Genomic DNA, 21729 nt, shown 5'->3' on the forward strand with positions numbered 1-21729 from the left:
TCCTAATCGGAATAAGGGAGTGAATGTGACGCAATCGCCCGCGATCGAGGCGCGCGGCCTGGTGAAGCACTTCGGTGACACCGTCGCCGTCGATGGTGTGAGTTTTTCCGTGCCACAAGGCACGGTGCTCGGCCTGCTGGGACCCAACGGGGCCGGCAAGACGACCACCGTGCGGATGATGACGACGCTGACCGAGCCCACCTCGGGCACCGCCACGGTGGCAGGTCATGACGTGATCGCCGATCCGGCTGCCGTACGCCGCAGCATGGGGCTCACCGGGCAGTCCGCGACGGTCGACGAGTTGCTGACCGGGCGGGAGAACCTGCGCCTGATCGGCTCGCTCTACGGCCTGGACGCCAAGACCATCAAGCGGGTCAGCGACGACCTCCTGGAGCGGTTCTCGCTCACTGACGCCGCCGATCGCACGATCAAGACCTATTCGGGCGGCATGCGCCGCCGCCTCGACCTGGCAGTCAGCCTGGTCGCGACACCGCCGGTGCTGTTCCTCGACGAGCCCACCACCGGGCTCGACCCACGCAGTCGCGTGGAGTTGTGGGACGTGCTGCGCGAGTTGGTCAACGACGGCACCACCTTGCTGCTGACCACGCAATACCTCGAGGAGGCCGACCAGTTGGCCGACAACATCGTCGTGATCGACCGAGGCAAGGTGATCGCCGAAGGCACACCCATCCAGCTCAAGGACGCGTCGGGCAAGGCCGCGCTCGTGGTCACCGTGTCGCGTTCGGAGGATCTGGAACGCGCCGCCGCGTTGGTGCACAGCCTGATCCCGGAGGCGTACGTCGATGCGCCCGCGCGCCGCATCACCGCTCCGGCAGAGGGGCTGTCCGATGTGACCCGGATGGCCGCGCTGTTCGACGGCACCGACATCGACCTCGACGATCTGGGGCTGCAACGGCCCAGCCTGGACGACGTGTTCTTGCACCTCACCGGCCATCGAGCCGAGGAGAGCGCGGACGAGGAGGTGCCGGCGTGAACAGGAACAGCCATATCGAACGCCCGGTGATCCACGAGACCTCGTTGTGGCAGCAGTCGCTGGCGATCACCCGACGCAACCTGATCCACATCAAGCGGATGCCTGAGATGTTGATGGACGTCACCGTCCAACCGGTGATGTTCGTGATGTTGTTCGCGTATGTCTTCGGTGCCTCGATCCAGGTGCAAGGCGCCGCGTCCGGCTATCGCGAGTGGCTGCTCGGCGGGATCATGGGCCAGACGATCGCGTTCGCCTCGTTCATCGTGGCAGTGGGCCTGACCGCCGACATCGACAAGGGCATCGTCGACCGGATGCGGTCGCTGCCGATCAACCCGGCCGCGATCCTCGTCGGGCGCAGCCTGTCGAGTCTGATCCACTCCAGCATCGGCATCGCGGTGATGTCACTGACCGGCCTCGTGGTCGGCTGGCGGATTCGCGGGTCATTCCTCGACGCGGTGCTGGCGTACGCACTGCTGCTGATGTGGGGCTTCGCGATGATCTGGCTGGGCATCCTGGTCGGCTCGGCGCTGCGTTCGGTCGAGGCGGTGCAGGGAGTCATGTTCACCACGATCTTCCCGCTGACGTTCCTGTCCAACGCGTTCGCGCCCACCGAGCGGATGGGCACCGTGCTGCGCGCCATCGCCGAGTGGAACCCGATCTCGGCGCTCGTGCAGGCCGTCCGCCAACTGTGGGGCAACACCGCACCCGCCCCCGAGACGGCGCACCTGCCGCTGCAGCACCCGGTCATCGCCACGTTGTGCTGGACGATCGGCATCTCGCTGGTGATCGCCCCTCTCGCCTTGCGCGCCTTCCGTCGTCGTACGGCGGACTGAGCCCGCAATCATCCACCTCAACCTAGGAGAACTCGCATGAGCAGCACTCTGGTGATGGTCGGCACCCGCAAGGGACTGTGGATCGGCCGCTCGGACGAAGCCCGACAGGACTGGTCGTGGTCAGGTCCGCACTTCCAGATGGAGGACGTCTACTCCGTCCTCATCGACAAGCGTGGCGACGCGCCGCGGCTGTTGGCCGGGTGCTCGTCGAGTTGGTTCGGACCGCAACTGCGGCGTTCGTCGGACCTGGGACAGACCTGGACCGAGACACCGAATGGGGCGATCAGATTTCCCGAGGACACCGGCACGGCACTGGAACGGATCTGGCAATTGCAACCGGGCCTGGAGGACGGCGTCATCTGGGCGGGCACCGAGCCGGCGGCGATCTTCCAGTCACGTGATGACGGGGAGAAGCTTCGAGTTGGTGCGGTCGTTGTGGGACCACCCGCACCGTCCGCAGTGGCAGGGCGGGTACGGCGGGCAGGCCTTCCACACGATTCTGCCGCACCCGAGCGACGGCGCGGCGGTGCTCGCGGCGATGTCCAGCGGTGGGGCCTACCGCACCGAGGACGGGGGCGACTCGTGGTCTACTTCCAACACCGGGGTGAAGTGCGACTTCATGCCCGGCATGGAGCCGGTGACCTATCCCGAGTTCGGCCAGTGCGTACACAAGATCGCCCGCGACGCGGTCGACCCCGAGCGGCTCTATCTGCAAAACCACGGCGGCGTCTACCGCTCGGACGACGGTGGCCGGACCTGGAAGGACATCGCGCCGGGTCTGCCGGCCGAGTTCGGGTTCGCGATGGTGGCCCATCCGACCAAGGCCGACACGGCCTACTGCTTCCCGATCGCCGATGCGGGCGCTCGGTGGCCGGTCGACGGCCGCGCTCGGGTCTACCGTACGAGCGACGCGGGCATGTCCTGGGACGAGCTCGGTGCGGGCCAGTTGCCGAACGAATACTTCGCGGCGGTGATGCGCGATGCGATGTGCGCGGATGATCACGACACGCCCGGGCTCTATTTCGGCGGACGCAACGGCACCGTCTTCGCCTCGCCCGACGAAGGTGAGACCTGGGCTGAGATCCATTCGGGCCTGCCCGACGTGATGGTCGTGCGCGCCGCCAGGATCTGAGTCAGCAGATATCCCCGCCGAGTCGGCAGATATCCCCGCCGAGTCAGCACCTTTTACGCAGCGGGCCGCCTCCGCCCGCGCGGCAGCACCAACGTCAGACCGAGCTTGCGCCGCGCGACGTACCCCCCGGCCGAGACACCTGCGGCCAAACCCATCCCGATCCCCATGGCCGCGACCAGTTCCGACAGCCCCGGACCAACCCGACCGGTCGGCTGGTCGATCAGTAGGTAAAGCCCCCGATAGACCGCCAGGCCCGGCAGCAACGCCACGATCGCTGCGGTCGTCATCGCTTGCTCCGGCACCCGCAGTCGCGAATGACCCAGTACGCCGAGCGCCCCCGCCGCTGCGGCGGCGATGGCGACACTGACGGAGTTCTCCAACTCGAGTCGGGCGACGAGCACATAGATCGCCCAGACGAGCGACGCCATCAGTCCCGCGATCAGCGAGGCACGCACGCGGGTGTAGGTCGACAGGGCGAACCCCGCACCGATCCCGGCGGCCGCGAGGGTGCCCAGGACCGGATCGGAGATGACCGCGATGTTGCCGGACATCTCGATGGGCACCTGCAGACGTTGGGCGAAACCCAACACGGTGGAGATGCCGATCGCGATGCCGACCGTCAACACCACGACCTCGAGCCCGCGCGCAGACGCTGTGACGTAGTTGCCGTCGATCGCGTCCTGGGCCGCGCCGACGACGGTCAGCCCCGCGAGGAGCACCACGATCCCGGCGATCGCGACCAAGGACGGGGCCTGGGCGCCAGGCAGTCCGAAGCCTCGATCCTCGGCCAGATAGAGGCCGACGGCGACCACAGTGGGCAGTGCCGCACCCAGCACCTGTACGAAGAACGGCGCGAATCCCCAGCGCGCCAGCACCAGAGACATGCGATACACCACCGCCGCCGACAGTCCCGCGAGCAGACACGTCACGAAGCCACCGCCGAACAGGACCACGACGCCGGCACCGATCAGCGCCTGCCCGAGTGTCACCACCCAGAGCGAATAGGGGTGCGGCGCCGACAACGCTGCAGCGAGTTGCGACCGTACGTCCGCGATGTCCGGCATCCCTCCCTTCGGGCTGTCCTCGACCAGATCGACCAGTCGCTGCACGGATTCGAGCCGTGAGTAGTCCAGCGTGCGCAGGCGTACGACTCGCATCACCGTCAGCGGGTCTTCGTCGAGTCCGCGGTGCATCGAGACGGTGAGCGAGGTGAAGGTGACATCGACGTGAGTCGAGCGCATGCCGTACGCGTGGGTGAAGCGCAGCACGGCATCCACCACGACACTGGCCGAAGCTTCCGGTCGTCAGCATCGCCTCACCGATCCGGAGGGCGACATCGATCACGGCGCGCGCATGCTGCTGGGAGACGTCGTCGCCGCCGGGCATCGCGATCGCCGGTACGCCTGGCGTGCTCGCCCGCAGAGCGGCTCGCAGATGCTCGCGCCAGGACTCCGACACCGACGGCGTCGTCGGCTTGGGCGGTTGTGGCGGCGTGGTCACGTCGCCCAGGGTAGGAGACGGTGGGGTGGCCCTACGATGGCCGTCATGGCTGAGTTCTCCCTGGCGCGCAGCACCACGATCGCGGCGGATCCCGCGCGGGTGCACGACCTGATCGACGACTTTCGTGAGTGGCCGGACTGGTCACCCTGGGAGGGAATGGACCCGGAGCTCAAGCGCACCTATTCGGGCCCGACGCGTGGAGTCGGCTCGCACTACGCCTGGCAGGGCAACAACAAGGCAGGGGAGGGCTCGATGGAGATCACCGAGTCCGACCAGTCGAAGGTCGTGATCGATCTGCGCTTCGTGAAGCCGTTCAAGGCCGAGAACATCTCGCGCTTCGACCTGGCGCAGAGCGGGGACGCCACCCAGGTGACCTGGACGATGACCGGCCAGCGCAACTTCTTGATGGGCCTGCTCGGACCCGTGTTCTTCGACAAGATGATCGCCAAGGACTTCGAGAAGGGTCTGGCTCAACTCAAGGTCGCAGCCGAGTCCTGATGTCCCAACGACCGGAGGCTGGTCACAGGCCCTTACGCCGCCGGAATACTCTTCGGACATGAGCGACACGCCCGACCTGAAGCCCCGTAGCCGCGACGTCACCGACGGTCTCGAACGCGCCGCCGCCCGCGGCATGCTGCGCGCGGTCGGCATGGGCGACGACGACTGGGAGAAGCCGCAGATCGGTGTGGCCTCCTCGTGGAACGAGATCACGCCGTGCAACCTGTCCCTCGACAGGCTCGCCAAGGCGGTCAAGAACGGCGTGCACGCGGCCGGTGGCTACCCGTTGGAGTTCGGCACGATCTCTGTCTCCGACGGCATTTCCATGGGCCACGAGGGGATGCACTTCTCGCTGGTCTCGCGTGAGGTCATCGCCGACTCGGTCGAGACCGTGATGATGGCCGAACGCCTCGACGGGTCGGTCCTGCTCGCAGGCTGCGACAAGTCCCTGCCGGGAATGTTGATGGCAGCCGCGCGGCTGGATCTGGCCAGCGTCTTCTTGTACGCCGGCTCGATCATGCCGGGCCAGGTGGACGGAGAGGATGTCACGATCATCGATGCCTTCGAGGCGGTCGGTGCGTGTCTGGCCGGCAAGATGACCCGCGAAGAGGTCGACAAGGTCGAGCGCGCGATCTGCCCCGGCGAGGGCGCGTGCGGTGGCATGTACACCGCGAACACCATGGCCAGCGTCGCCGAGGCGCTCGGGATGTCGCTGCCCGGCAGCGCCGCCCCGCCGGCCGTCGACCGCCGCCGCGACGGCTTCGCGCATCGCTCGGGCGAGGCGGTCGTCCACATGCTGCGCGAGGGCATCACGGCGCGCCAGATCATGACCAAGCCCGCCTTCGAGAACGCCATCGCCGTCGTGATGGCGCTGGGCGGCTCCACCAATGCGGTGCTGCACCTTCTCGCGATCGCCCGCGAGGCGGAGGTCGACCTGACGCTGGAGGACTTCAACCGGATCGGGGCGAAGGTGCCGCATATCGGCGACCTCAAACCGTTCGGCCGCTTCGTGATGAACGATGTCGACAAGATCGGCGGCATCCCCGTCGTGATGAAGGCACTGCTCGACGCCGGACTGATGGACGGCGACTGCCTCACGGTCACCGGCAAGACGATGCGCGAGAACCTGGAGGCACTGGCGCCGCAACACCTCGACGGCGACGTGTTGCGTACGTTCGACGCCCCGATCCACAAGACCGGCGGCATCACGATCCTGCATGGCTCGCTGGCCCCCGAGGGAGCGGTGGTCAAGAGCGCGGGCTTCGACGACACCACCTTCACCGGCACCGCGCGGGTCTTCGACGGCGAACGCGCGGCCCTCGACGCCCTGGCTGAAGGCGCGATCAAGGCCGGTGACGTGGTGGTGATCCGCTACGAAGGCCCCAAGGGCGGACCGGGCATGCGCGAGATGCTGGCCATCACCGGCGCCATCAAGGGCGCCGGCCTGGGCAAGGACGTCCTGCTGATCACCGACGGTCGCTTCAGCGGCGGTACGACCGGACTCTGCGTGGGCCACATCGCGCCGGAGGCGGTTGACGGCGGGCCGATTGCGTTCGTACGCGACGGCGACCCGATCACCCTCGACGTGGCGGGCATGTCGCTCGACGTGACCATCGACGAGGCTGAACTCGCCGACCGCCAGGACGGGTGGGTGCCCAACCCGCCCAAGTACACCCGCGGCGTGCTCGGCAAGTACGCCAAGGTCGTGCAGTCAGCCGCGCACGGGGCTGTCTGCGGCTGATGCTTCGTTCTCGGGTTCTGGGTCTGCTCGTCGTCCTTGCCGTGGTGGCCGGCGGGCTGTCGGCGTACGCCCTGACCGGTCGGGTCCCGCAACTGCCCGGCGGTGGCACCAAGATCTTCGGCAACGACCGCGTCCTGATCGCGCACTACGGTTTCGCGCACCCGAGCACCTCGATGGTGCTCGGGCAGCGTTCGCCGGATCGGGCGTACGAGAAGATGGTCAAGCAGGGCAAGAAGTTGACGCGTCCCGGCGAGCAGGTGCTGCCCGTCTACGAACTGGTCGCCACCATCGCCGACCCAGACCCCGGCACGGACGGCAACTACAACCACGACCTGCTGCACTCCAAGGTGCAGGAATACATCGACGCGGCGCACCGCAACAAGGCGTTGTTGTTGCTCGACATCCAGCCCGGCCGAGAGTCGTTTCTCGACGTGCTCAAGCGCTGGGAGTGGGCGCTGAAAGATCCCTGGGTCGGCGTCGCGCTCGATCCCGAGTGGCGGATGAAAGACGACCAGATCCCCGGTCAAGACATCGGCTCGGTCTCCGCACGGGAGTTGAACCGTACGTCGCGCTGGCTGGCCCGCCTGGTCGAACGCGAGCGGCTGCCGCAGAAGGTCTTCCTCTTCCATATGTACAAGTCCGGCAACGTCCGGGGGCTCACGAAGGTGAAGAGACGCGCGGAGCTCGCCACGGTGCAACACATCGACGCGGTCGGCACTCCCGCGGGCAAGACCGCGACCTACCGCGCACTGGCGAAACCAAAGCGCTTCACCACCGGCTTCATGGTGTTCCTCGACCTCGACGACCCGCGAATGGGTGGCAAGGCTGTCCGCAGGATCGACAAAGCGATCCGCTTCGTGTCGTATCAGTGAGGCTTGTTCCCCTGGGCCAGGAGTTCGGCTAGAACCGGACTATGCAGTCCGCCGCCGCACTCGATGCCGCCGACCCGCTCGCCGAGCACCGCTACCGCTTCGTCGGGGCCACCTCGCCGTTGGTCTATTTCGACGGCAATTCGTTGGGGCGCCCGTTGACCGAGACGGCAGTCAGGATGGAGCAGTTCGTCCGCGAAGAGTGGGGCGGGCGGCTGATCCGGGGCTGGGACGAGAAGTGGTACGACCTGCCGCTCACGCTGGGTGACGAGATCGGGCGGGTCTGTCTCGGTGCTGTTCCCGGGCAGACATTCGTCGGCGACTCCACGACCGTGCTGCTGTACAAGCTGATCCGCGCCGCCGTGGACGCGGCTCCTGCCGGGCGCGACGAGATCGTCGTCGACACCGACAACTTCCCGACCGACCGCTATCTGGTCGAGTCGATCGCGGCCGAGCGCGGGTTGAAACTTCGCTGGATCGAGGTCGACCGTACGCTCGGCGTCACCGCTGAACTCCTCGCCGACGCCCTGTCCGAGCGCACCGCCCTGGTGGTGGTGTCGCACGTGGCCTACCGCTCTGCCTACCTCCTCGACGCCGCCGAACTCACCCGGCTGACCCACGAGGCCGGTGCCGCGATCCTGCTCGACCTGTGTCACTCGGTGGGGTCGGTCCCGCTGGCGCTCGACGAGTGGGGTGTCGACTTCGCGGTCGGGTGCTCGTACAAATATCTCAACGGTGGCCCCGGCTCGCCCGCATTCGGTTACGTCGCGACCGAGCGTCAGGGCATTTCCCAGCCGATCACCGGCTGGATGGGCCACGCCGATCCGTTCCTGATGGGGCCGGGGTACGCCCCGGCGGCCGGGATCCGGCGTTTCATCTCCGGCACACCCCCGATCACCGCCACACTCGGGGTTACCGACATGCTGGCACTCATCGAGGAGGCCGGGATCGAGGCGGTCCGGGCCAAATCGGTGGCGCTCACCTCGTACGCGGTCGAACTCGCCGACGAACTGCTGGCTCCGCTCGGGGCGAGCATGGCCAGCCCCCGCGACCCGACGCAACGTGGCGGACATGTCACGGTGCACCACCCCGCGATGAAGCAGGTGGTCGCGGCGCTGTGGCAGCGCGACGTCATCCCGGACTATCGCGATCCTGGCGGCCTGCGGATCGGGTTGTCGCCGCTGTCCACCTCGTTCGCCGAAGTCGAGGCGGGTCTGCGGGCGACCCGAGACGTCCTGGTCAGTGCTTCTTGACCCAGATCAACTCGTCGGCGGCCCACTTCGTCAGGGCGACCTCGGTGAGTCTGGCCAGGGCGTCGGCGATGGGGAGATCGCCGTATTCGTTCGCGTGCTCCTCGCCATAGGCCTGACCGACCGCGTTGTTGTGCCGGTCGACCTTGGAGTCGGTCAGGTCCGGGGTGCCTACCTCCTGCGCCTCGGCGATCGAGGCTGCCACATCGCGGCCGAACCGCGCGGTCAACAACGACTGCCAGATGAAGTGGCGCACCGCGTTCTGCCGTCCCGGCTCGCCCGCCTGACCGGCCGCCACGCGCAACGCCTGGCCGGAGATCATCACCACCTGTGCCGCGCCCGCCGGACCGAGTCCGGCGCTCAGCGCCGCCTTGGAGAGCCGCGGGATCGCGGTCGTGGCCTGCCTGGCCTGCTGAAGCAATGAGGAGAGCGCCATACGTCGATCCTGCCAGGCCGCGCGTCGCCCTAGGGTGAGGTCGTGACGCTCGAACGCCAGCACCCCGAGATCGCCCGCACCAACGAGTACCACCAGCCCCTCGGCGCTGACCTGGGGGAGTGGCAGGGTGCGGCGCATCCCGATAAGCGCACACTGGAAGGACGGTTCGTACGTCTCGAACCTCTGGCCGCCGAGCACGCGCAGCCCCTCTTCGACTCCCTCGGAGGCGACGAGAACGCCGACCTGTGGACCTATCGACTCGACCTGACCCCGCCCGACTCGGTGGCCGAGGCCGCGCGACTCCTGGCCGCTGGAGCCGGCGACACCGACCACGTGACGTACGCCGTGATCCCGCTGACCAGCAGTCAAGCCAGTGGCATGACGAGTCTCTATCGCATCGATCCGGGCAACGGTTCGATCGAGGTGGGCGGCATCATCTATGCCCGCAACGTGCAACGGACTCCCGCGAGCACCGAGGCGACGTACCTGGTGATGAAGCACGTCTTCGAGGATCTCGGCTACCGGCGTCTGGAGTGGAAGCTCGACTCGTGCAACGAGCCGAGCGCTCGGGCGGCTGAGCGGCTCGGGTTCAGCTACGAGGGTCGTCACCGCAATGCGATCGCGTACAAGGGACGCAATCGCGACACAGACTGGTATTCGATGCTCGACACCGAATGGCCCGAGGCCAAGTCGCGGCTGGAGGCGTGGCTGGCTCCGGAGAACTTCACCGACGAGGGCGAGCAGCGCGAGCCGTTGGCGCGAGCGTGACAGGCTGGTCGGCATGGAACAGCGACTGAGTTTCGTGACCCTGGCCGTACGCGACCTGGCCGCGAGCCGCGCGTTCTATATCGACGGACTCGGCTGGGAACCCGACCTCCAGGCGCCGGACGTGTTGATGTTCCGCGTGGCCGACAAAGTGATCCTGTCGTTGTGGGATGCCGAGAGTTTCGAGGCCGAGGTCGGTGTGCCGCCGTCGTACGGCACCCCGCCGCTCACGCTCGCGCACAACCTGCGGACCAAGAAGGGCGTCGACTCGGTGCTCGAAACCGCCCGGCGTCTCGGGGCCGAGGTGCGCGGAGCGCAGGAGCGAGAGTGGGGCGGCTACTCGGGCTACTTCAGCGACCCGGACGGCTTCCGTTGGGAGATCTGCTTCAACCCCGGCGTGATCGGCCAGAGCGTTCTGCCCTGATCCGTGGCATGGTCGAGGTATGACCGATCCCAAGCAGAAGCTGTCCGCGACCGAGATCCGCGATGCCGACCTGGGCGACTGGCGCCAACTGCTGAGCGGGATCCGAGCCAGATTCAAGACCGGCGATTTCGCCACCGGGCTCGCGCTGGTCGACCGCATCGGGGAGGCCGCAGAGGCGGCGAATCATCACCCCGACATCACCCTCACTTACCCCGAGGTGATCGTCACGCTCAGCAGCCACGATGTCGGCGGCATCACCAGCCGAGACCTCGACCTGGCGCGCCAGATCAGTGCGTACGCCGCCGAGGCGGGTGCGAGCGCCGACACCTCGTTGCTGACCCAACTCGAACCCGGCCTCGACACCCGCAATCCCGAGGCCAACGCGCCGATCTATGCGGCCCTGCTGGGCGCAGACCTCGACAACGGCGAGCCAGTCGACCCCAGCGGCCAGGTGCCGACGCTGTGGTGGCAGACCCCCGAGCACGGCGAAGATGAGCCCGCTCTGCCCGCGCAAGATCACGAGCAGCGCTGGCACCTCGACGTGTGGGTGCCCTACGACGACGCCGAGCGGAGGCTCCAGGCGGTCCTCGATGCCGGCGGGACACTCGTCAGCGATGACGCGGCCCCGGCGTACTGGGTGATCGCGGACGCGGACGGCAACAGGTCGTGCATCTGTACGACCCACGGGCGCTGACCCGCGGGTCCACGCCCCAGACCCTGCGGCTCAACCTGCCAGATCGTGGGACTGGCGTACCAAATAGTGGGACGCATGGAAGACTGGGTTGACGCGGCATGACCCCGGCAGCGACGGTTAGCGCATGCGCAAGGACATTCTTGTACGCACGCGACGCGTGAGGTGATCCGGACACCCAGTCCCCACCACGCGCGTCAAACCCTCGCTGCCACAATGGCCGGGGGTTTTTTTGTTGGGCAAACCGGCCTCGGTCGGAGCAGAGCCAAGCACCAGACGAAGGAAGCACGATGAGCGAGCAGGACGGCACCATTACCGGCGCCCAGAGCCTGATCCGATCCCTGGAGAACGCAGGCGTCACCGACATCTTCGGCATCCCAGGGGGCACGATCCTCCCGGCGTACGACCCCTTGATGGACTCGACGAAGATTCGGCACATCCTCGTACGCCACGAGCAGGGCGCCGGCCACGCGGCGCAGGGGTACGCCGCCGCCACCGGTCGCGTCGGTGTCTGCATGGCCACCAGCGGCCCCGGTGCGACCAACCTCGTGACTCCTCTGGCCGACGCGCACATGGATTCCGTGCCGCTGGTCGCCGTGACGGGTCAGGTCAACGCCAACGCCATCGGCACTGACGCGTTCCAAGAGGCCGACATCCGCGGCATCACGATGCCGATCACCAAGCACAACTTCCTGGTCACCGACCCGCGCGACATCCCTCGTACGATCGCCGAGGCTTTCCACATCGCCTCCACGGGGCGACCTGGGCCGGTGCTCGTGGACATCGCCAAGTCGGCGCAGACGGCGCGCACCACTTTTGAGTGGCCGAGCGAAATCGTGCTCCCGGGCTACCGTCCGATCACCAAGCCGCACCACAAGCAGATCCGCGAGGCGACCCGGCTGATCCTCGACGCCAAGCGTCCGGTTCTCTACGTGGGCGGCGGCGTGATCCGAGCCGGCGCCAGCCGGGAACTTCGTGCTCTCGCGGAGTTCACCGGCATGCCGGTCGTCACGACGCTGATGGCGCGCGGAGCGTTCCCCGACAGCCATCCCCAACACCTCGGCATGCCCGGCATGCACGGCACGGTCGCCGCAGTCGCGGGCCTGCAGCGCAGTGATCTGATCATCAGCCTGGGTGCTCGCTTCGATGACCGGGTGACCGGCAACCTCGATTCGTTCGCGCCGGGCGCGCAGGTGATCCACGCCGACATCGATCCTGCGGAGATCGGCAAGAACCGGTATGCCGACGTCCCGATCGTGGGCGACGCCCGCGAGACGATCGTGGAACTCCTCGCCTCCCTCCAAGCCGAAGCCGACAAGGGCAACACTGGCGACTACGAGGCGTGGGTCGCGTTCTTGTCGGGGACCAAGAAGCGATACCCGCTCGGGTACGACACCCCCGCCGACGGCTCGCTGGCCCCGCAATACGTCCTGGAACGACTCGGCGAGATCTCCGGCAGCGAGACGATCATCACCGCGGGTGTCGGTCAGCACCAGATGTGGGCCGCGCACTACGTCGGTTATGAGCACCCCAACACGTGGATCAACTCCGGCGGCCTCGGCACGATGGGGTACGCCGTCCCGGCTGCGATGGGTGCGAAGGTGGGTCGCCCCGACGCCACGGTGTGGGCGGTCGACGGCGACGGTTGCTTCCAGATGACCAACCAGGAGTTGGCTACCTGCGCGATCAACGACATCCCGATCAAGGTCGCGATCATCAACAACGAGTCGCTCGGCATGGTGCGGCAGTGGCAGACGCTGTTCTACAACGAGCGCTACTCCAACACCGACCTGCACAGCAAGCGGATCCCCGACTTCGTCAAGCTCGCCGACGCGTACGGCTGCGTGGGTCTGTCGTGTGAGTCGCCGGACCAGGTCGACGCCACGATCGAGAAGGCGATGGCCATCAACGATCAGCCGGTCGTCGTCGACTTCCGCGTCCACCGCGATGCGATGGTGTGGCCGATGGTCGCCGCCGGCACGTCCAACGACGACATCAAGTACGCCCGCGACCTCGCGCCCGACTTCGACGACCAGGATCTGTGAGGCCACGATGACGACACACACCCTCTCCGTGCTGGTCGAGGACAAGCCAGGCGTCCTGGCCCGCATCGCCGGACTGTTCTCGCGGCGCGGCTTCAACATCGAATCGCTGGCCGTGGGTCCCACGGAGCACGACGACATCTCGCGGATGACCATCGTGGTCAATGTCGAGGAGTCGCCGCTGGAACAGGTGACCAAGCAACTCAACAAGCTGGTCGAGGTCATCAAGATCGTCGAACTCGACTCTGCGGTCGCCCGCGAACTCATCATGGTCAAGGTCAAGGCCGACCACGAGAGCCGTGGCAACGTGCTCGATGTGGCCAACCTCTTCCGAGGCCGCGTCGTGGATGTCTCACCCGACACGGTGACCATCGAGGTGACCGGCAACTCCGACAAGATCTCCGACATGTTGCGGGTCCTGGAACCCTTCGGCATCCGCGAACTCGTCCAGTCGGGCATCGTCGCGATCAGCCGGGGCTCGCGATCGGTCTCCGAGCGCACCCTCAAGCCGGTCTCGGTGCCGGTGACTCCCGCGGTCTGATCCAGACGCACAGCAAGACCAAGCAGTTCCACACCCAACCAAGAAAGAGAGCCACCAGTGGCTGAGATGTTCTACGACGACGACGCTGACCTGAGCCTGATCCAGGGCAAGAACGTGGCCGTCATCGGCTACGGCAGCCAGGGTCACGCCCACGCGCTGAGCTTGCGCGACTCCGGTGTCGACGTCCGCGTCGGCTTGCAGGAGGGCAGCAAGTCGCGCGCCAAGGCCGAGGCCGAGGGCCTGCGGGTCGTGACGCCCGCCGAGGCTGTCGAAGAGGCCGACGTCATCGTCATCCTCGCGCCCGACCAGGTGCAGCGCACCCTGTACAAGAACGAGATCGAGCCCGGCCTGACCCCCGGCGACACGCTGGTCTTCGGCCATGGCTTCAACATCCGCTTCGGCTACATCACCCCGCCCGAGGGCGTCGACGTCTTCATGGTGGCGCCCAAGGGTCCTGGCCACCTCGTACGCCGTGAGTACGTCGACGGACGCGGCGTCCCGGTCCTGGTGGCGGTGGAGAAGGACGAGTCGGGCAACACCTGGCCGCTCGCGCTGTCGTACGCCAAGGGCATCGGTGGTCTGCGTGCCGGTGGCATCAAGACCACCTTCGCCGAGGAGACCGAGACCGACCTGTTCGGTGAGCAGGCGGTGCTGTGTGGTGGCGCCTCCAAGTTGGTGCAGTACGGCTTCGAGACGCTGATCGAGGCCGGCTACCAGCCCGAGGTGGCGTACTTCGAGTGCCTGCACGAACTCAAGCTCATCGTCGACCTGATGTACGAAGGCGGCATCGCCAAGCAGCGCTGGTCGGTCTCGGACACGGCCGAGTACGGCGACTACGTCTCCGGCCCGCGGGTGATCACCCCTGACGTCAAGGCCAACATGCAAGCTGTGCTGGCCGACATCAAGAACGGTGCCTTCGCCGAGCGCTTCATCAACGACCAGGACGCCGGTGCGCCGGAGTTCAAGGCGTTCCGTGAGGCCGAGGAGAAGCACCCGATCGAGCAGACCGGCCGCGAACTGCGCAAGCTGATGGCGTGGGTCAAGAGCCACGACTCCGACTACACCGAGGGCACCTCCTCGCGCTGAGCGACCACAACGGGGGTTGAGCGGACCGCGGTCCGCTCAACCCCCGTTTCGTACGCTCGACACCAGGGACCGGCCGCATCTGTGACAATCGCCCGGTGAATCTTCCCGCGACCAATCGCGACCTGTCCCTCGACGCTGTTCGCGCCGCCGCGGTGATCTCGATGTTCGTGGCCCACGTGGCTCCCACGCCGGGACCGATGGCGATCCTCGGCCTTTCCGAGTTCTTGACCTTCCCGCTCTTCGGTCTACTCGTCGGCGCCGGATCCGAGTTGGGGTCGCGGCGCCGCTCCTACCTGGCCCACCTCTTCGGCGCGTTGATCCGCGGGATCGCGTTGATCGTGATCGGCATCCTGCTCGTGCGCGCGGGATCTCAGGTCCTCATCGTGCTCGTCCCACTAGGCGTGTTGACGATCCTCTTGGCGCTGGTGCCGCGACTGCCGTGGCCTGCCTGGGTCGGGATCGGTGTGGTCTCGGCGGTCGTGGCGCCCGCGGTGTCGGCCTGGGCGCCGGGTTTCGCGGCAGCCGATCCGGCTGCGACGTGGCGAGGCCTGATGATCCACGCGGTGGCGCACTCGCGCTACCCGTTGGCGGTGTTGGTGTTGATGGCGTCTCTGGGCGTGCTCATCGCGCGTTGGGTGGTGCCGGTCGACGGCAGCCGGACCGAGGGGCGTACCTGCCTGCTGGCAGGCCTGGGCTTGCTCGGGCTCAGTGGCGTGCTGTCGGTGGCGCAGACGCGTGGACTCATCACGATCCACGCCTATCAGACCACCCCGCTGGAGATGGTGTTCATCGCCGTGCTGGCCTCGGCGGTGACGCTCACCGTCTTCGGTGCTGCTCGCCTGCTCCCGCGCGCGGTCGTGCAACCGCTCGCGTGGGTGGGGGAGATGACCTTGACGTTGTACGTCTTGCAGATCCTCTGGTTGGCCTACTACGTGCACCACATCGCCCTGGGCGACGACAGTTGGCTCAACCTGTTCATCCTGATCGCCGGCTCGTTCGTGGTGGCGGTCGCCTGGGGACTGCTCCGCCTGCCGCGTCCGTGGACTCGGGGACCGGTCGAGGGGCTCGTCACGGCGGTGGTGGACCTGGTGCCCGCCGGCCGGCGTGCCCCAGATCTCACTTGAAATTAGGTTAGGCACACCTAAAACTGGTGTTACTCTCGATTAGTGTTCGCCAACTATCTGATCGGCCTGCGCGAGGGCCTCGAAGCCGCCCTGGTTGTCAGCATCCTGGTCGCCTATCTGGTGAAGTCGCAGCGCACCCATCTGCTGCCCCGGATCTGGGCCGGGGTCGCGCTCGCGGTGGTGATCAGTCTCGGGTTCGGCGCCTTGTTGACCTTCGGCCCGCGCGGCCTCACCTTCGAGGCCCAAGAACTCATCGGCGGCACGTTGTCGATCATCGCGGTCGGCTTCGTCACCTGGATGGTCTTCTGGATGGCCTCGGCCGCCAAGGGTCTGGGCGCCGAGTTGCGCGGGCGCATCGATGACGCGGCCGAGGCCGGACGCTGGGCGTTGGCCTTGGTGGCGATGCTGGCCGTGGGTCGTGAGGGCTTAGAGACCGCGTTGTTCCTGTGGGCGGCGACCAAGGCCACCACCGACGGTGGTGGCGCCACGTGGCAGCCGCTAATCGGGGCCGGGCTCGGCATCGTCACGGCGGTGCTCCTGGGGTATCTGATCTACCGCGGCGCCGTTCGGATCAACCTGAGTCGCTTCTTCACCTGGACCGGGGCGTTCTTGATCATCGTCGCGGGCGGCGTGCTGGCGTACGGCATCCACGACTTGCAGGAGGCGCGCTTCCTGCCCGGCCTGCACACCCTGCTCTTCGATGTCTCCGAGCAGATCCCGCCGACCTCGTGGTACGGCACCTTGCTGAAGGGCATCTTCAACTTCTCCCCACGCACCACGGTCTTCGAAGGTATCGCCTGGCTGGCGTACGTCATCCCCGTGATGACCCTCTTCCTCCGCTCGATCCGCCGTCGCGATCGGGCGGCGGCCCCCCAGGCGCCCACTCCGGCCGCCGTCTGACCCACCCGTTCGAACGAAAGCACACATCATGCGTCGACTCCTGCCCACTCTCGCCGTGCTCGTCCTGGGCGGCGCTCTTGCCGGCTGCACCGAGAACGTCTCCAGCGCCGGGTCAGGTGACGAGCGCACCATCGCGGTGGAGTCGTCCGCCGATGCGTGCGACCTCTCTGCCGAGGAGGCGCCGGCCGGCAAGCTCACCTTCACGGTCAAGAACACCGGCTCGGACGTCACCGAGTTCTACCTCCTGGCCGAGGACGGCCTGCGCATCGTCGGCGAGGTGGAGAACATCGGTCCCGGCCTCACCCGCGACCTGACGCTGGTGGCGCCCGAGGGGTCGTACGTGACTGCGTGCAAGCCGGGCATGGTGGGCGAGGGCATCCGCGGTGACTTCACCGCCACCGAGTCGGACGAGGAGGTGGACGTCTCCGCCGCCGACGCCGAGTTGGTCGACCAGGCGCTGGCGAACTACGCGGCCTATGTCGAGGACCAGACCCAGCAGTTGGTCGAGAAGACCCACGAGTTCGTCGACCTCTACAAGACCGGGGACGATGACGCCGCCCGTGCGCTCTACCCGGTCGCGCGTACGCACTGGGAGCGCATCGAGACCGTCGCCGAGTCCTTCGGCGACCTCGATCCCAAGATGGACGCACGCGAGGCCGACCTCGCCGAGGGCGAGAAGTGGACCGGCTGGCACCGCATCGAGAAGGACCTGTGGCCCCAGCGCGCCGAGGACTACGTCGCGCTAAAGCCCAAGCAGCGCGCGAAGTACGCCGACGACCTGATGGCCAACACCGAGATTCTCGGTGAGCGGGTGCCCGAGCTGACCTACACCGTGGACCAGATCGCCAACGGTTCGCGCGGTCTGCTCGACGAGGTCGCGACCGGCAAGGTCACCGGCGAGGAGGAGTACTGGTCGCGTACCGACCTTTGGGACTTCCAGGCCAACGTCGACGGTGCGCGGGTTGCCTTCGACGGGGTGAAGCCGATCGTGGCGAAGAACGATGCTGAGCTCGCCGAGCAGATCGACACGCGGTTCGCCGAGCTGCAGACCCTGCTGGACGAGCACAAGGAGGGCGACGGCTTCGTGACGTACGACCAACTCAGCGCCGAGCAGGTCAAGGCCCTCTCCGACGCGGTCAACGCGCTCAGCGAGCCGTTGTCCAAACTCGCTGCAGCGGTGATCTGAGTGCGCGTCTCCCGGCGCGGACTCTTCGGCACCGGAGCCGGTGCTGCGGTGAGCGTGGGTGCTGCCGCGTTCGTCTCGGCAGACGCCAGGCAGGTCACCGCAACGACGGATCACGCGTACGACTTCTTCGGCGTACACCAAAGCGGCATCGTCACTCCGGCTCAGGATCGTTTGCACTTCGCCGCGTTCGACGTGACCACGAAGGACGTCGACGAGTTGCGGTTGCTCCTGGCCGAGTGGACCGACGCAGCCGCGCGGATGATGCGCGGCGAGTCAGCGGGGGAGATCGGCGCGACTAGCGGGGACTACGACGCCCCACCCGACGACACCGGGGAAGCGATCGGGCTGGACGCGAGCGGCCTCACTATCACCTTCGGTTTCGGGCCGTCGCTGTTCGACGATCGGTTCGGCCTGGGCGACAAACGGCCAGACGCACTCGTGCGGCTGCCGCACTTCCCGGCCGACAATCTGGACCCGGCCCGCAGCGATGGCGACCTCTGCGTCCAAGCCTGCGCACAGGATCCCCAGGTGGCGGTGCACGCGATCCGCAATCTGGCGCGGATCGCCATGGGACGTGCGGCGATCCGCTGGTCACAGCTGGGCTTCGGGCGTACGTCCTCGACGTCGGTCAGCCAGGACACGCCACGCAATCTCTTCGGCTTCAAGGACGGCACGATGAACGTCAAGGCCGAGGAGACCGATGCGCTCGACGAACACGTGTGGGTGGGTGACGGGTGGCTCGCGGGCGGCAGTTATCTGATCGCACGGCGGATCAACATGACGATCGAGACCTGGGACCGGCAGTCGCTGCGTGAGCAGGAACTGGTGATCGGCAGGTCCAAAGCCGAGGGTGCTCCGCTGTCGGGTGGTGAAGAGTTCACCGAGCCAGACTTCGCCTTGACCGGGCGAGAGGGGCTCCCTCTGGTCGACCCCACCTCGCACGTGGCCATGGCGCACCCCGACAACAACGGTGGCGTACGCATGCTGCGTCGTGGCTACAACTTCGTCGATGGCACCAACGCCCTGGGTCGACTCGACGCGGGCCTGTTCTTCCTCGCCTACGTGGCCGACCCCGCCACGCACTACATCCCCATGCAGACGGCGATGGCGCGCACCGACCGGCTCTCGGAATATCTCCAGCACACCGGCTCAGCGCTGTTCGCGTGTCCTCCCGGCGTACGACGTCCAGGTGGGTCGATCGGAGACGCACTGTTCGCATAAGAGTCAGTTTGACAATAGCCGTCCAACCGCACACTATGGTCATAATGACCATAAGGAGGATGTCTTGTCAGGTTGGACTCTGAGCCCGGTCGAGATTGCGGGCTTCATCACCGGCGCGCTGTGCGTGTGGCTGGTCGTACGCCGCAATGTCTGGAACTTCCCGCTCGGCATCGCCAACAACGTGTTCTTCTGGCTGCTCTTCATGCAGGCCGGGTTGTACGCCGACGCCTGGCTCCAGGTCGTCTACCTGGTCCTTGGTGCGCTCGGGTGGTACTGGTGGCTCTACGGCGGCGCGGACCGGACAGCCCTGGTCGTACGCGACACCCCGACGTGGGGCTGGGCAGTGGTGGGGACGTTCGTTGTCGTCGCGACCGGCGTGATCTATGCGTTGTTGACCTCGCACACCGACTCGACTGTGCCGCTCGCGGACGCGCTCACGACCGCCCTGAGCCTTGGTGCGCAGGTGATGCTCAACCGGAAATGGATCGGCAACTGGTGGCTGTGGATCACCGCCGACGTGCTCTATGTGGTGCTCTATTGGCACAAGGACCTCTACCTGACCTCGATCCTCTATGCCGGGTTCATGGTCCTGTGCGTCGTCGGCCTCAACCAATGGCGGTCGGCCCGTGATGCTGCGTCGGCCGAAGCCCGTGAGGCGGTGGCGGTGTGAGGCACGACCACGCACTGGTCCTGGGCAAGTTCTATCCCTTCCACGCCGGTCATCAGCAGTTGCTCCGTGCCGCCAGCGGCGCGTCGCACCGAGTCACCGTCCAGGTGCTCGGGAGCCGAATCGAGAGCATCCCGGTGTCGGTGCGGGCTGACTGGATCCGCGCCGAACACCCGGAGGTGCACGTCGTCACCGGGATGGACGAGACACCTGTCGACTTCCACAACCCCGCGATCTGGGACCTGCACATGCAGGTGATCGAGACGCTGCTCGATACCCCAGTCGACGCGGTCTTCACGTCCGACGAGTACGGCGCGGAGTTGGCGCGCCGACTCGACGCGACGTGGGTCCAGGTCGATCCCGGCCGACAAACGCTCCAGGTGTCGGGCACCGCGATCCGCGCCGACGTCGCCGGGCACTGGTGGGCGCTGCCCGCTGCCACACGGCAGGGACTGTGTCGTCGCGTGGTGGTCCTGGGTGCCGAGTCGACCGGGACCACGACGTTGAGTCGCGCGCTGGCCGAGCATTACGCCGTGCCGTGGATTCCCGAGTACGGCCGCTGGTGGAGCCAGATCCGGCCCGGCGGGTTGTCTGCGTCTTGGCACAGCGCCGAGTTCGACCTCATCGCAGTGGAGCATCAGCGCCAGGAGGTCGAGGCGATGCGACGGTCCGCGCGACCTCTGGTCATCTCCGACACCGACGTGCTGGCCACCATGATCTGGCATGAGCGGTATGTCGGTGGGTCGTCGCCGACCGTCCATGCTCGCGCCCAGACGTGGAAGCCCGATCTCTACCTGCTCACCGGCGATGAGATCCCCTTCGTCCAAGACGGCATGCGCGACGGCGAGCATCTGCGCCACCAGATGCAGGACCGGTTCCGGGAGGTGCTTGCCACCTCAGATGTGCCGTGGAGTGAGGTGCGGGGCGCTCCCGAGGAGCGGCTGGCGCAGGCGGTCGTACGCATTGACGCCCTGCTCGCGCGTGGCTGGCAGCTGGCCGATCCGCTCACCCGCTAACACCCAAAGAACTGCGGCCACGGGGCGGGTCAGCGTGACTCGGAATCGTGTCCCGGCCGCAGTTCTTCCGCGTGGGAAGAATGCGCCCACCCCCGGGGTTGTCCCTCCATGCAGATCGATATCTGGTCCGACGTCGTGTGTCCGTGGTGCTACATCGGCAAACGCCGACTTGAGCAGGCTTTGCGCCACTTCGAGCACGCGGACGAGGTCGACATTCGCTGGCATTCGTTCCAACTCGACCCGAGTGCGCCGGACACGCCGGTGGAGACGGTGGCCGAGGCGCTGGGGCGCAAGTACGGCGGGGGTGTCGAGGCCGGCAAGTCCATGATCGACCGCGTCGAAGCCGTCGCGGCCGAAGAGGGGATGATCTGGCGCCACCACGAGTCCCAGCGCGTGGGCACGATCGACGCGCATCGCCTGCTCCACCTCGCGCACGCCGAAGGTGGCAACGCGCTGCAAAGCACACTCAAGGAAGCGCTCTTGCATGCGTATTTCATCGAAGCCGCCAACGTCGCCGACCACGTCGTAATCCGCGAGATCGCAGTGAGTGCGGGCCTAGATCCGGCGCGTGTGGATGCGGTGTTGGGCAGCGACGAGTACGCCAGTGACATGTGGGCCGATATCGAGCAAGCGCAGGCCTTTGGCGCCAATGGGGTGCCGTTCTTCGTGTTCGAGAACAAGTACGCCGTCTCGGGTGCACAGCCCGTCGCGGTCTTCACCGACGTGCTCACGAAGGTCTGGGCCGAGTCGCACCCGACCTTGCAGACGCTCGCCACCGGCGAAGAGTGCGGCCCTGACGGCTGCGCGCTCTGA

Annotated in this window: 21 protein-coding genes and 2 pseudogenes; 20 read left to right on the forward strand and 3 right to left on the reverse strand. The window is 67.1% G+C overall.

Annotation, left to right across the window (positions count from 1 at the left end):
• The first annotated feature begins 25 nt into the window (after window positions 1-25).
• From V9G04_04320 to V9G04_04330, 3 genes are all read left to right on the forward strand, one after another.
• Entirely contained in the window at window positions 26-994 is a 969-nt protein-coding gene (locus V9G04_04320) for an ATP-binding cassette domain-containing protein (protein ID MEI2712528.1), read from the forward strand.
• Window positions 991-1827 carry an ABC transporter permease gene (locus V9G04_04325; GenBank protein ID MEI2712529.1) on the forward strand — a complete coding sequence of 279 codons (837 nt, stop codon included), beginning with the start codon at window positions 991-993 and terminating at the stop codon, window positions 1825-1827. Before V9G04_04320 ends, V9G04_04325 begins: the two co-directional genes overlap by 4 nt.
• Before the next feature lie 400 nt (window positions 1828-2227).
• Window positions 2228-2959, forward strand: a complete 732-nt coding sequence (locus tag V9G04_04330; GenBank protein MEI2712530.1) for a hypothetical protein — start codon at window positions 2228-2230, stop codon at window positions 2957-2959.
• 53 nt (window positions 2960-3012) lie between these two features.
• Here V9G04_04330 and V9G04_04335 read toward each other — a convergent pair whose 3' ends face one another.
• Complete coding sequence (locus tag V9G04_04335; protein ID MEI2712531.1) at window positions 3013-3510, reverse strand: threonine/serine exporter family protein; 498 nt, start codon at window positions 3508-3510, stop codon at window positions 3013-3015.
• A gap of 39 nt (window positions 3511-3549) precedes the next feature.
• Window positions 3550-4242, reverse strand: a pseudogene (locus V9G04_04340) (threonine/serine exporter family protein).
• Window positions 4243-4504: 262 nt separating this feature from the next.
• On the opposite strand from V9G04_04340, the gene V9G04_04345 reads away from it, so the two are divergent.
• From V9G04_04345 to V9G04_04360, 4 genes are read left to right on the forward strand one after another with little or no spacing between them, the layout of a single operon-like run.
• Window positions 4505-4957, forward strand: a complete 453-nt coding sequence (locus V9G04_04345; protein MEI2712532.1) for an SRPBCC family protein — start codon at window positions 4505-4507, stop codon at window positions 4955-4957.
• A gap of 58 nt (window positions 4958-5015) precedes the next feature.
• Window positions 5016-6698: a dihydroxy-acid dehydratase gene (gene ilvD / locus V9G04_04350; protein ID MEI2712533.1), complete on the forward strand. Its 1683-nt coding sequence runs from the start codon at window positions 5016-5018 to the stop codon at window positions 6696-6698.
• Window positions 6698-7570: a hypothetical protein gene (locus V9G04_04355; GenBank protein ID MEI2712534.1), complete on the forward strand. Its 873-nt coding sequence runs from the start codon at window positions 6698-6700 to the stop codon at window positions 7568-7570. The genes ilvD and V9G04_04355 overlap by 1 nt, the downstream gene beginning before the upstream one ends.
• Window positions 7571-7611: 41 nt before the next feature.
• Window positions 7612-8820, forward strand: a complete 1209-nt coding sequence (locus V9G04_04360) for an aminotransferase class V-fold PLP-dependent enzyme (protein ID MEI2712535.1) — start codon at window positions 7612-7614, stop codon at window positions 8818-8820.
• On the opposite strand, the gene V9G04_04365 is transcribed toward V9G04_04360, so the two are convergent.
• Entirely contained in the window at window positions 8807-9253 is a 447-nt protein-coding gene (locus V9G04_04365; protein ID MEI2712536.1) for a hypothetical protein, read from the reverse strand. The genes V9G04_04360 and V9G04_04365 overlap by 14 nt on opposite strands.
• 42 nt (window positions 9254-9295) lie before the next feature.
• On the opposite strand from V9G04_04365, the gene V9G04_04370 reads away from it, so the two are divergent.
• From V9G04_04370 to V9G04_04430, 13 genes and pseudogenes are all read left to right on the forward strand, one after another.
• Entirely contained in the window at window positions 9296-10021 is a 726-nt protein-coding gene (locus V9G04_04370; protein ID MEI2712537.1) for a GNAT family protein, read from the forward strand.
• A gap of 13 nt (window positions 10022-10034) precedes the next feature.
• On the forward strand, window positions 10035-10442 hold the full coding sequence (locus V9G04_04375) for a VOC family protein (GenBank protein ID MEI2712538.1): 408 nt from the start codon (window positions 10035-10037) through the stop codon (window positions 10440-10442).
• 19 nt (window positions 10443-10461) lie between these two features.
• Window positions 10462-11136: a 4a-hydroxytetrahydrobiopterin dehydratase gene (locus V9G04_04380; protein ID MEI2712539.1), complete on the forward strand. Its 675-nt coding sequence runs from the start codon at window positions 10462-10464 to the stop codon at window positions 11134-11136.
• A 269-nt stretch (window positions 11137-11405) separates the two neighbouring features.
• Window positions 11406-13178 (forward strand): annotated as a pseudogene (locus V9G04_04385) (acetolactate synthase large subunit).
• 7 nt (window positions 13179-13185) lie between these two features.
• Window positions 13186-13716, forward strand: coding sequence for an acetolactate synthase small subunit (ilvN, locus tag V9G04_04390; protein ID MEI2712540.1), 531 nt, complete (start codon window positions 13186-13188; stop codon window positions 13714-13716).
• Between the two features lie 57 nt (window positions 13717-13773).
• A complete protein-coding gene (ilvC, locus tag V9G04_04395) occupies window positions 13774-14802 on the forward strand; it encodes a ketol-acid reductoisomerase (GenBank protein MEI2712541.1) in 1029 nt (342 codons plus the stop codon).
• A gap of 95 nt (window positions 14803-14897) precedes the next feature.
• The gene (locus V9G04_04400; GenBank protein ID MEI2712542.1) at window positions 14898-15926 is read left to right on the forward strand and encodes a hypothetical protein; all 1029 of its coding nucleotides are present in this window, start codon (window positions 14898-14900) and stop codon (window positions 15924-15926) included.
• A gap of 42 nt (window positions 15927-15968) precedes the next feature.
• Complete coding sequence (efeU, locus tag V9G04_04405; protein ID MEI2712543.1) at window positions 15969-16826, forward strand: iron uptake transporter permease EfeU; 858 nt, start codon at window positions 15969-15971, stop codon at window positions 16824-16826.
• A 28-nt stretch (window positions 16827-16854) separates the two neighbouring features.
• The gene (efeO, locus tag V9G04_04410) at window positions 16855-18012 is read left to right on the forward strand and encodes an iron uptake system protein EfeO (protein ID MEI2712544.1); all 1158 of its coding nucleotides are present in this window, start codon (window positions 16855-16857) and stop codon (window positions 18010-18012) included.
• Window positions 18013-19233 (forward strand): iron uptake transporter deferrochelatase/peroxidase subunit, encoded by a 1221-nt coding sequence (gene efeB / locus V9G04_04415; protein ID MEI2712545.1) that lies wholly within the window; start codon window positions 18013-18015, stop codon window positions 19231-19233.
• 64 nt (window positions 19234-19297) lie between these two features.
• Window positions 19298-19903 carry a nicotinamide riboside transporter PnuC gene (pnuC, locus tag V9G04_04420; protein ID MEI2712546.1) on the forward strand — a complete coding sequence of 202 codons (606 nt, stop codon included), beginning with the start codon at window positions 19298-19300 and terminating at the stop codon, window positions 19901-19903.
• Window positions 19900-20916 carry an AAA family ATPase gene (locus V9G04_04425; GenBank protein ID MEI2712547.1) on the forward strand — a complete coding sequence of 339 codons (1017 nt, stop codon included), beginning with the start codon at window positions 19900-19902 and terminating at the stop codon, window positions 20914-20916. Before pnuC ends, V9G04_04425 begins: the two co-directional genes overlap by 4 nt.
• A 108-nt stretch (window positions 20917-21024) precedes the next feature.
• The gene (locus V9G04_04430) at window positions 21025-21729 is read left to right on the forward strand and encodes a DsbA family oxidoreductase (GenBank protein ID MEI2712548.1); all 705 of its coding nucleotides are present in this window, start codon (window positions 21025-21027) and stop codon (window positions 21727-21729) included.

Origin of the sequence: Nocardioides sp., from assembly GCA_037045645.1 — a bacterium.
Taxonomy (GTDB): domain Bacteria; phylum Actinomycetota; class Actinomycetes; order Propionibacteriales; family Nocardioidaceae; genus Nocardioides.

Excerpts from the sequence above, each read along its gene's own strand:
- V9G04_04360 (MEI2712535.1), top strand. The coding sequence starts at position 7,612 with ATGCAGTCCGCCGCCGCACTCGATGCCGCCGACCCGCTCGCCGAGCAC.
- ilvD (MEI2712533.1), top strand. The coding sequence starts at position 5,016 with ATGAGCGACACGCCCGACCTGAAGCCCCGTAGCCGCGACGTCACCGAC.
- V9G04_04355 (MEI2712534.1), top strand. The coding sequence starts at position 6,698 with ATGCTTCGTTCTCGGGTTCTGGGTCTGCTCGTCGTCCTTGCCGTGGTG.
- V9G04_04375 (MEI2712538.1), top strand. The coding sequence starts at position 10,035 with ATGGAACAGCGACTGAGTTTCGTGACCCTGGCCGTACGCGACCTGGCC.
- V9G04_04345 (MEI2712532.1), top strand. The coding sequence starts at position 4,505 with ATGGCTGAGTTCTCCCTGGCGCGCAGCACCACGATCGCGGCGGATCCC.
- V9G04_04330 (MEI2712530.1), top strand. The coding sequence starts at position 2,228 with ATGACGGGGAGAAGCTTCGAGTTGGTGCGGTCGTTGTGGGACCACCCG.
- V9G04_04335 (MEI2712531.1), bottom strand. The coding sequence starts at position 3,510 with ATGTCCGGCAACATCGCGGTCATCTCCGATCCGGTCCTGGGCACCCTC.
- V9G04_04365 (MEI2712536.1), bottom strand. The coding sequence starts at position 9,253 with ATGGCGCTCTCCTCATTGCTTCAGCAGGCCAGGCAGGCCACGACCGCG.
- efeO (MEI2712544.1), top strand. The coding sequence starts at position 16,855 with ATGCGTCGACTCCTGCCCACTCTCGCCGTGCTCGTCCTGGGCGGCGCT.
- V9G04_04430 (MEI2712548.1), top strand. The coding sequence starts at position 21,025 with ATGCAGATCGATATCTGGTCCGACGTCGTGTGTCCGTGGTGCTACATC.
- ilvN (MEI2712540.1), top strand. The coding sequence starts at position 13,186 with ATGACGACACACACCCTCTCCGTGCTGGTCGAGGACAAGCCAGGCGTC.
- V9G04_04380 (MEI2712539.1), top strand. The coding sequence starts at position 10,462 with ATGACCGATCCCAAGCAGAAGCTGTCCGCGACCGAGATCCGCGATGCC.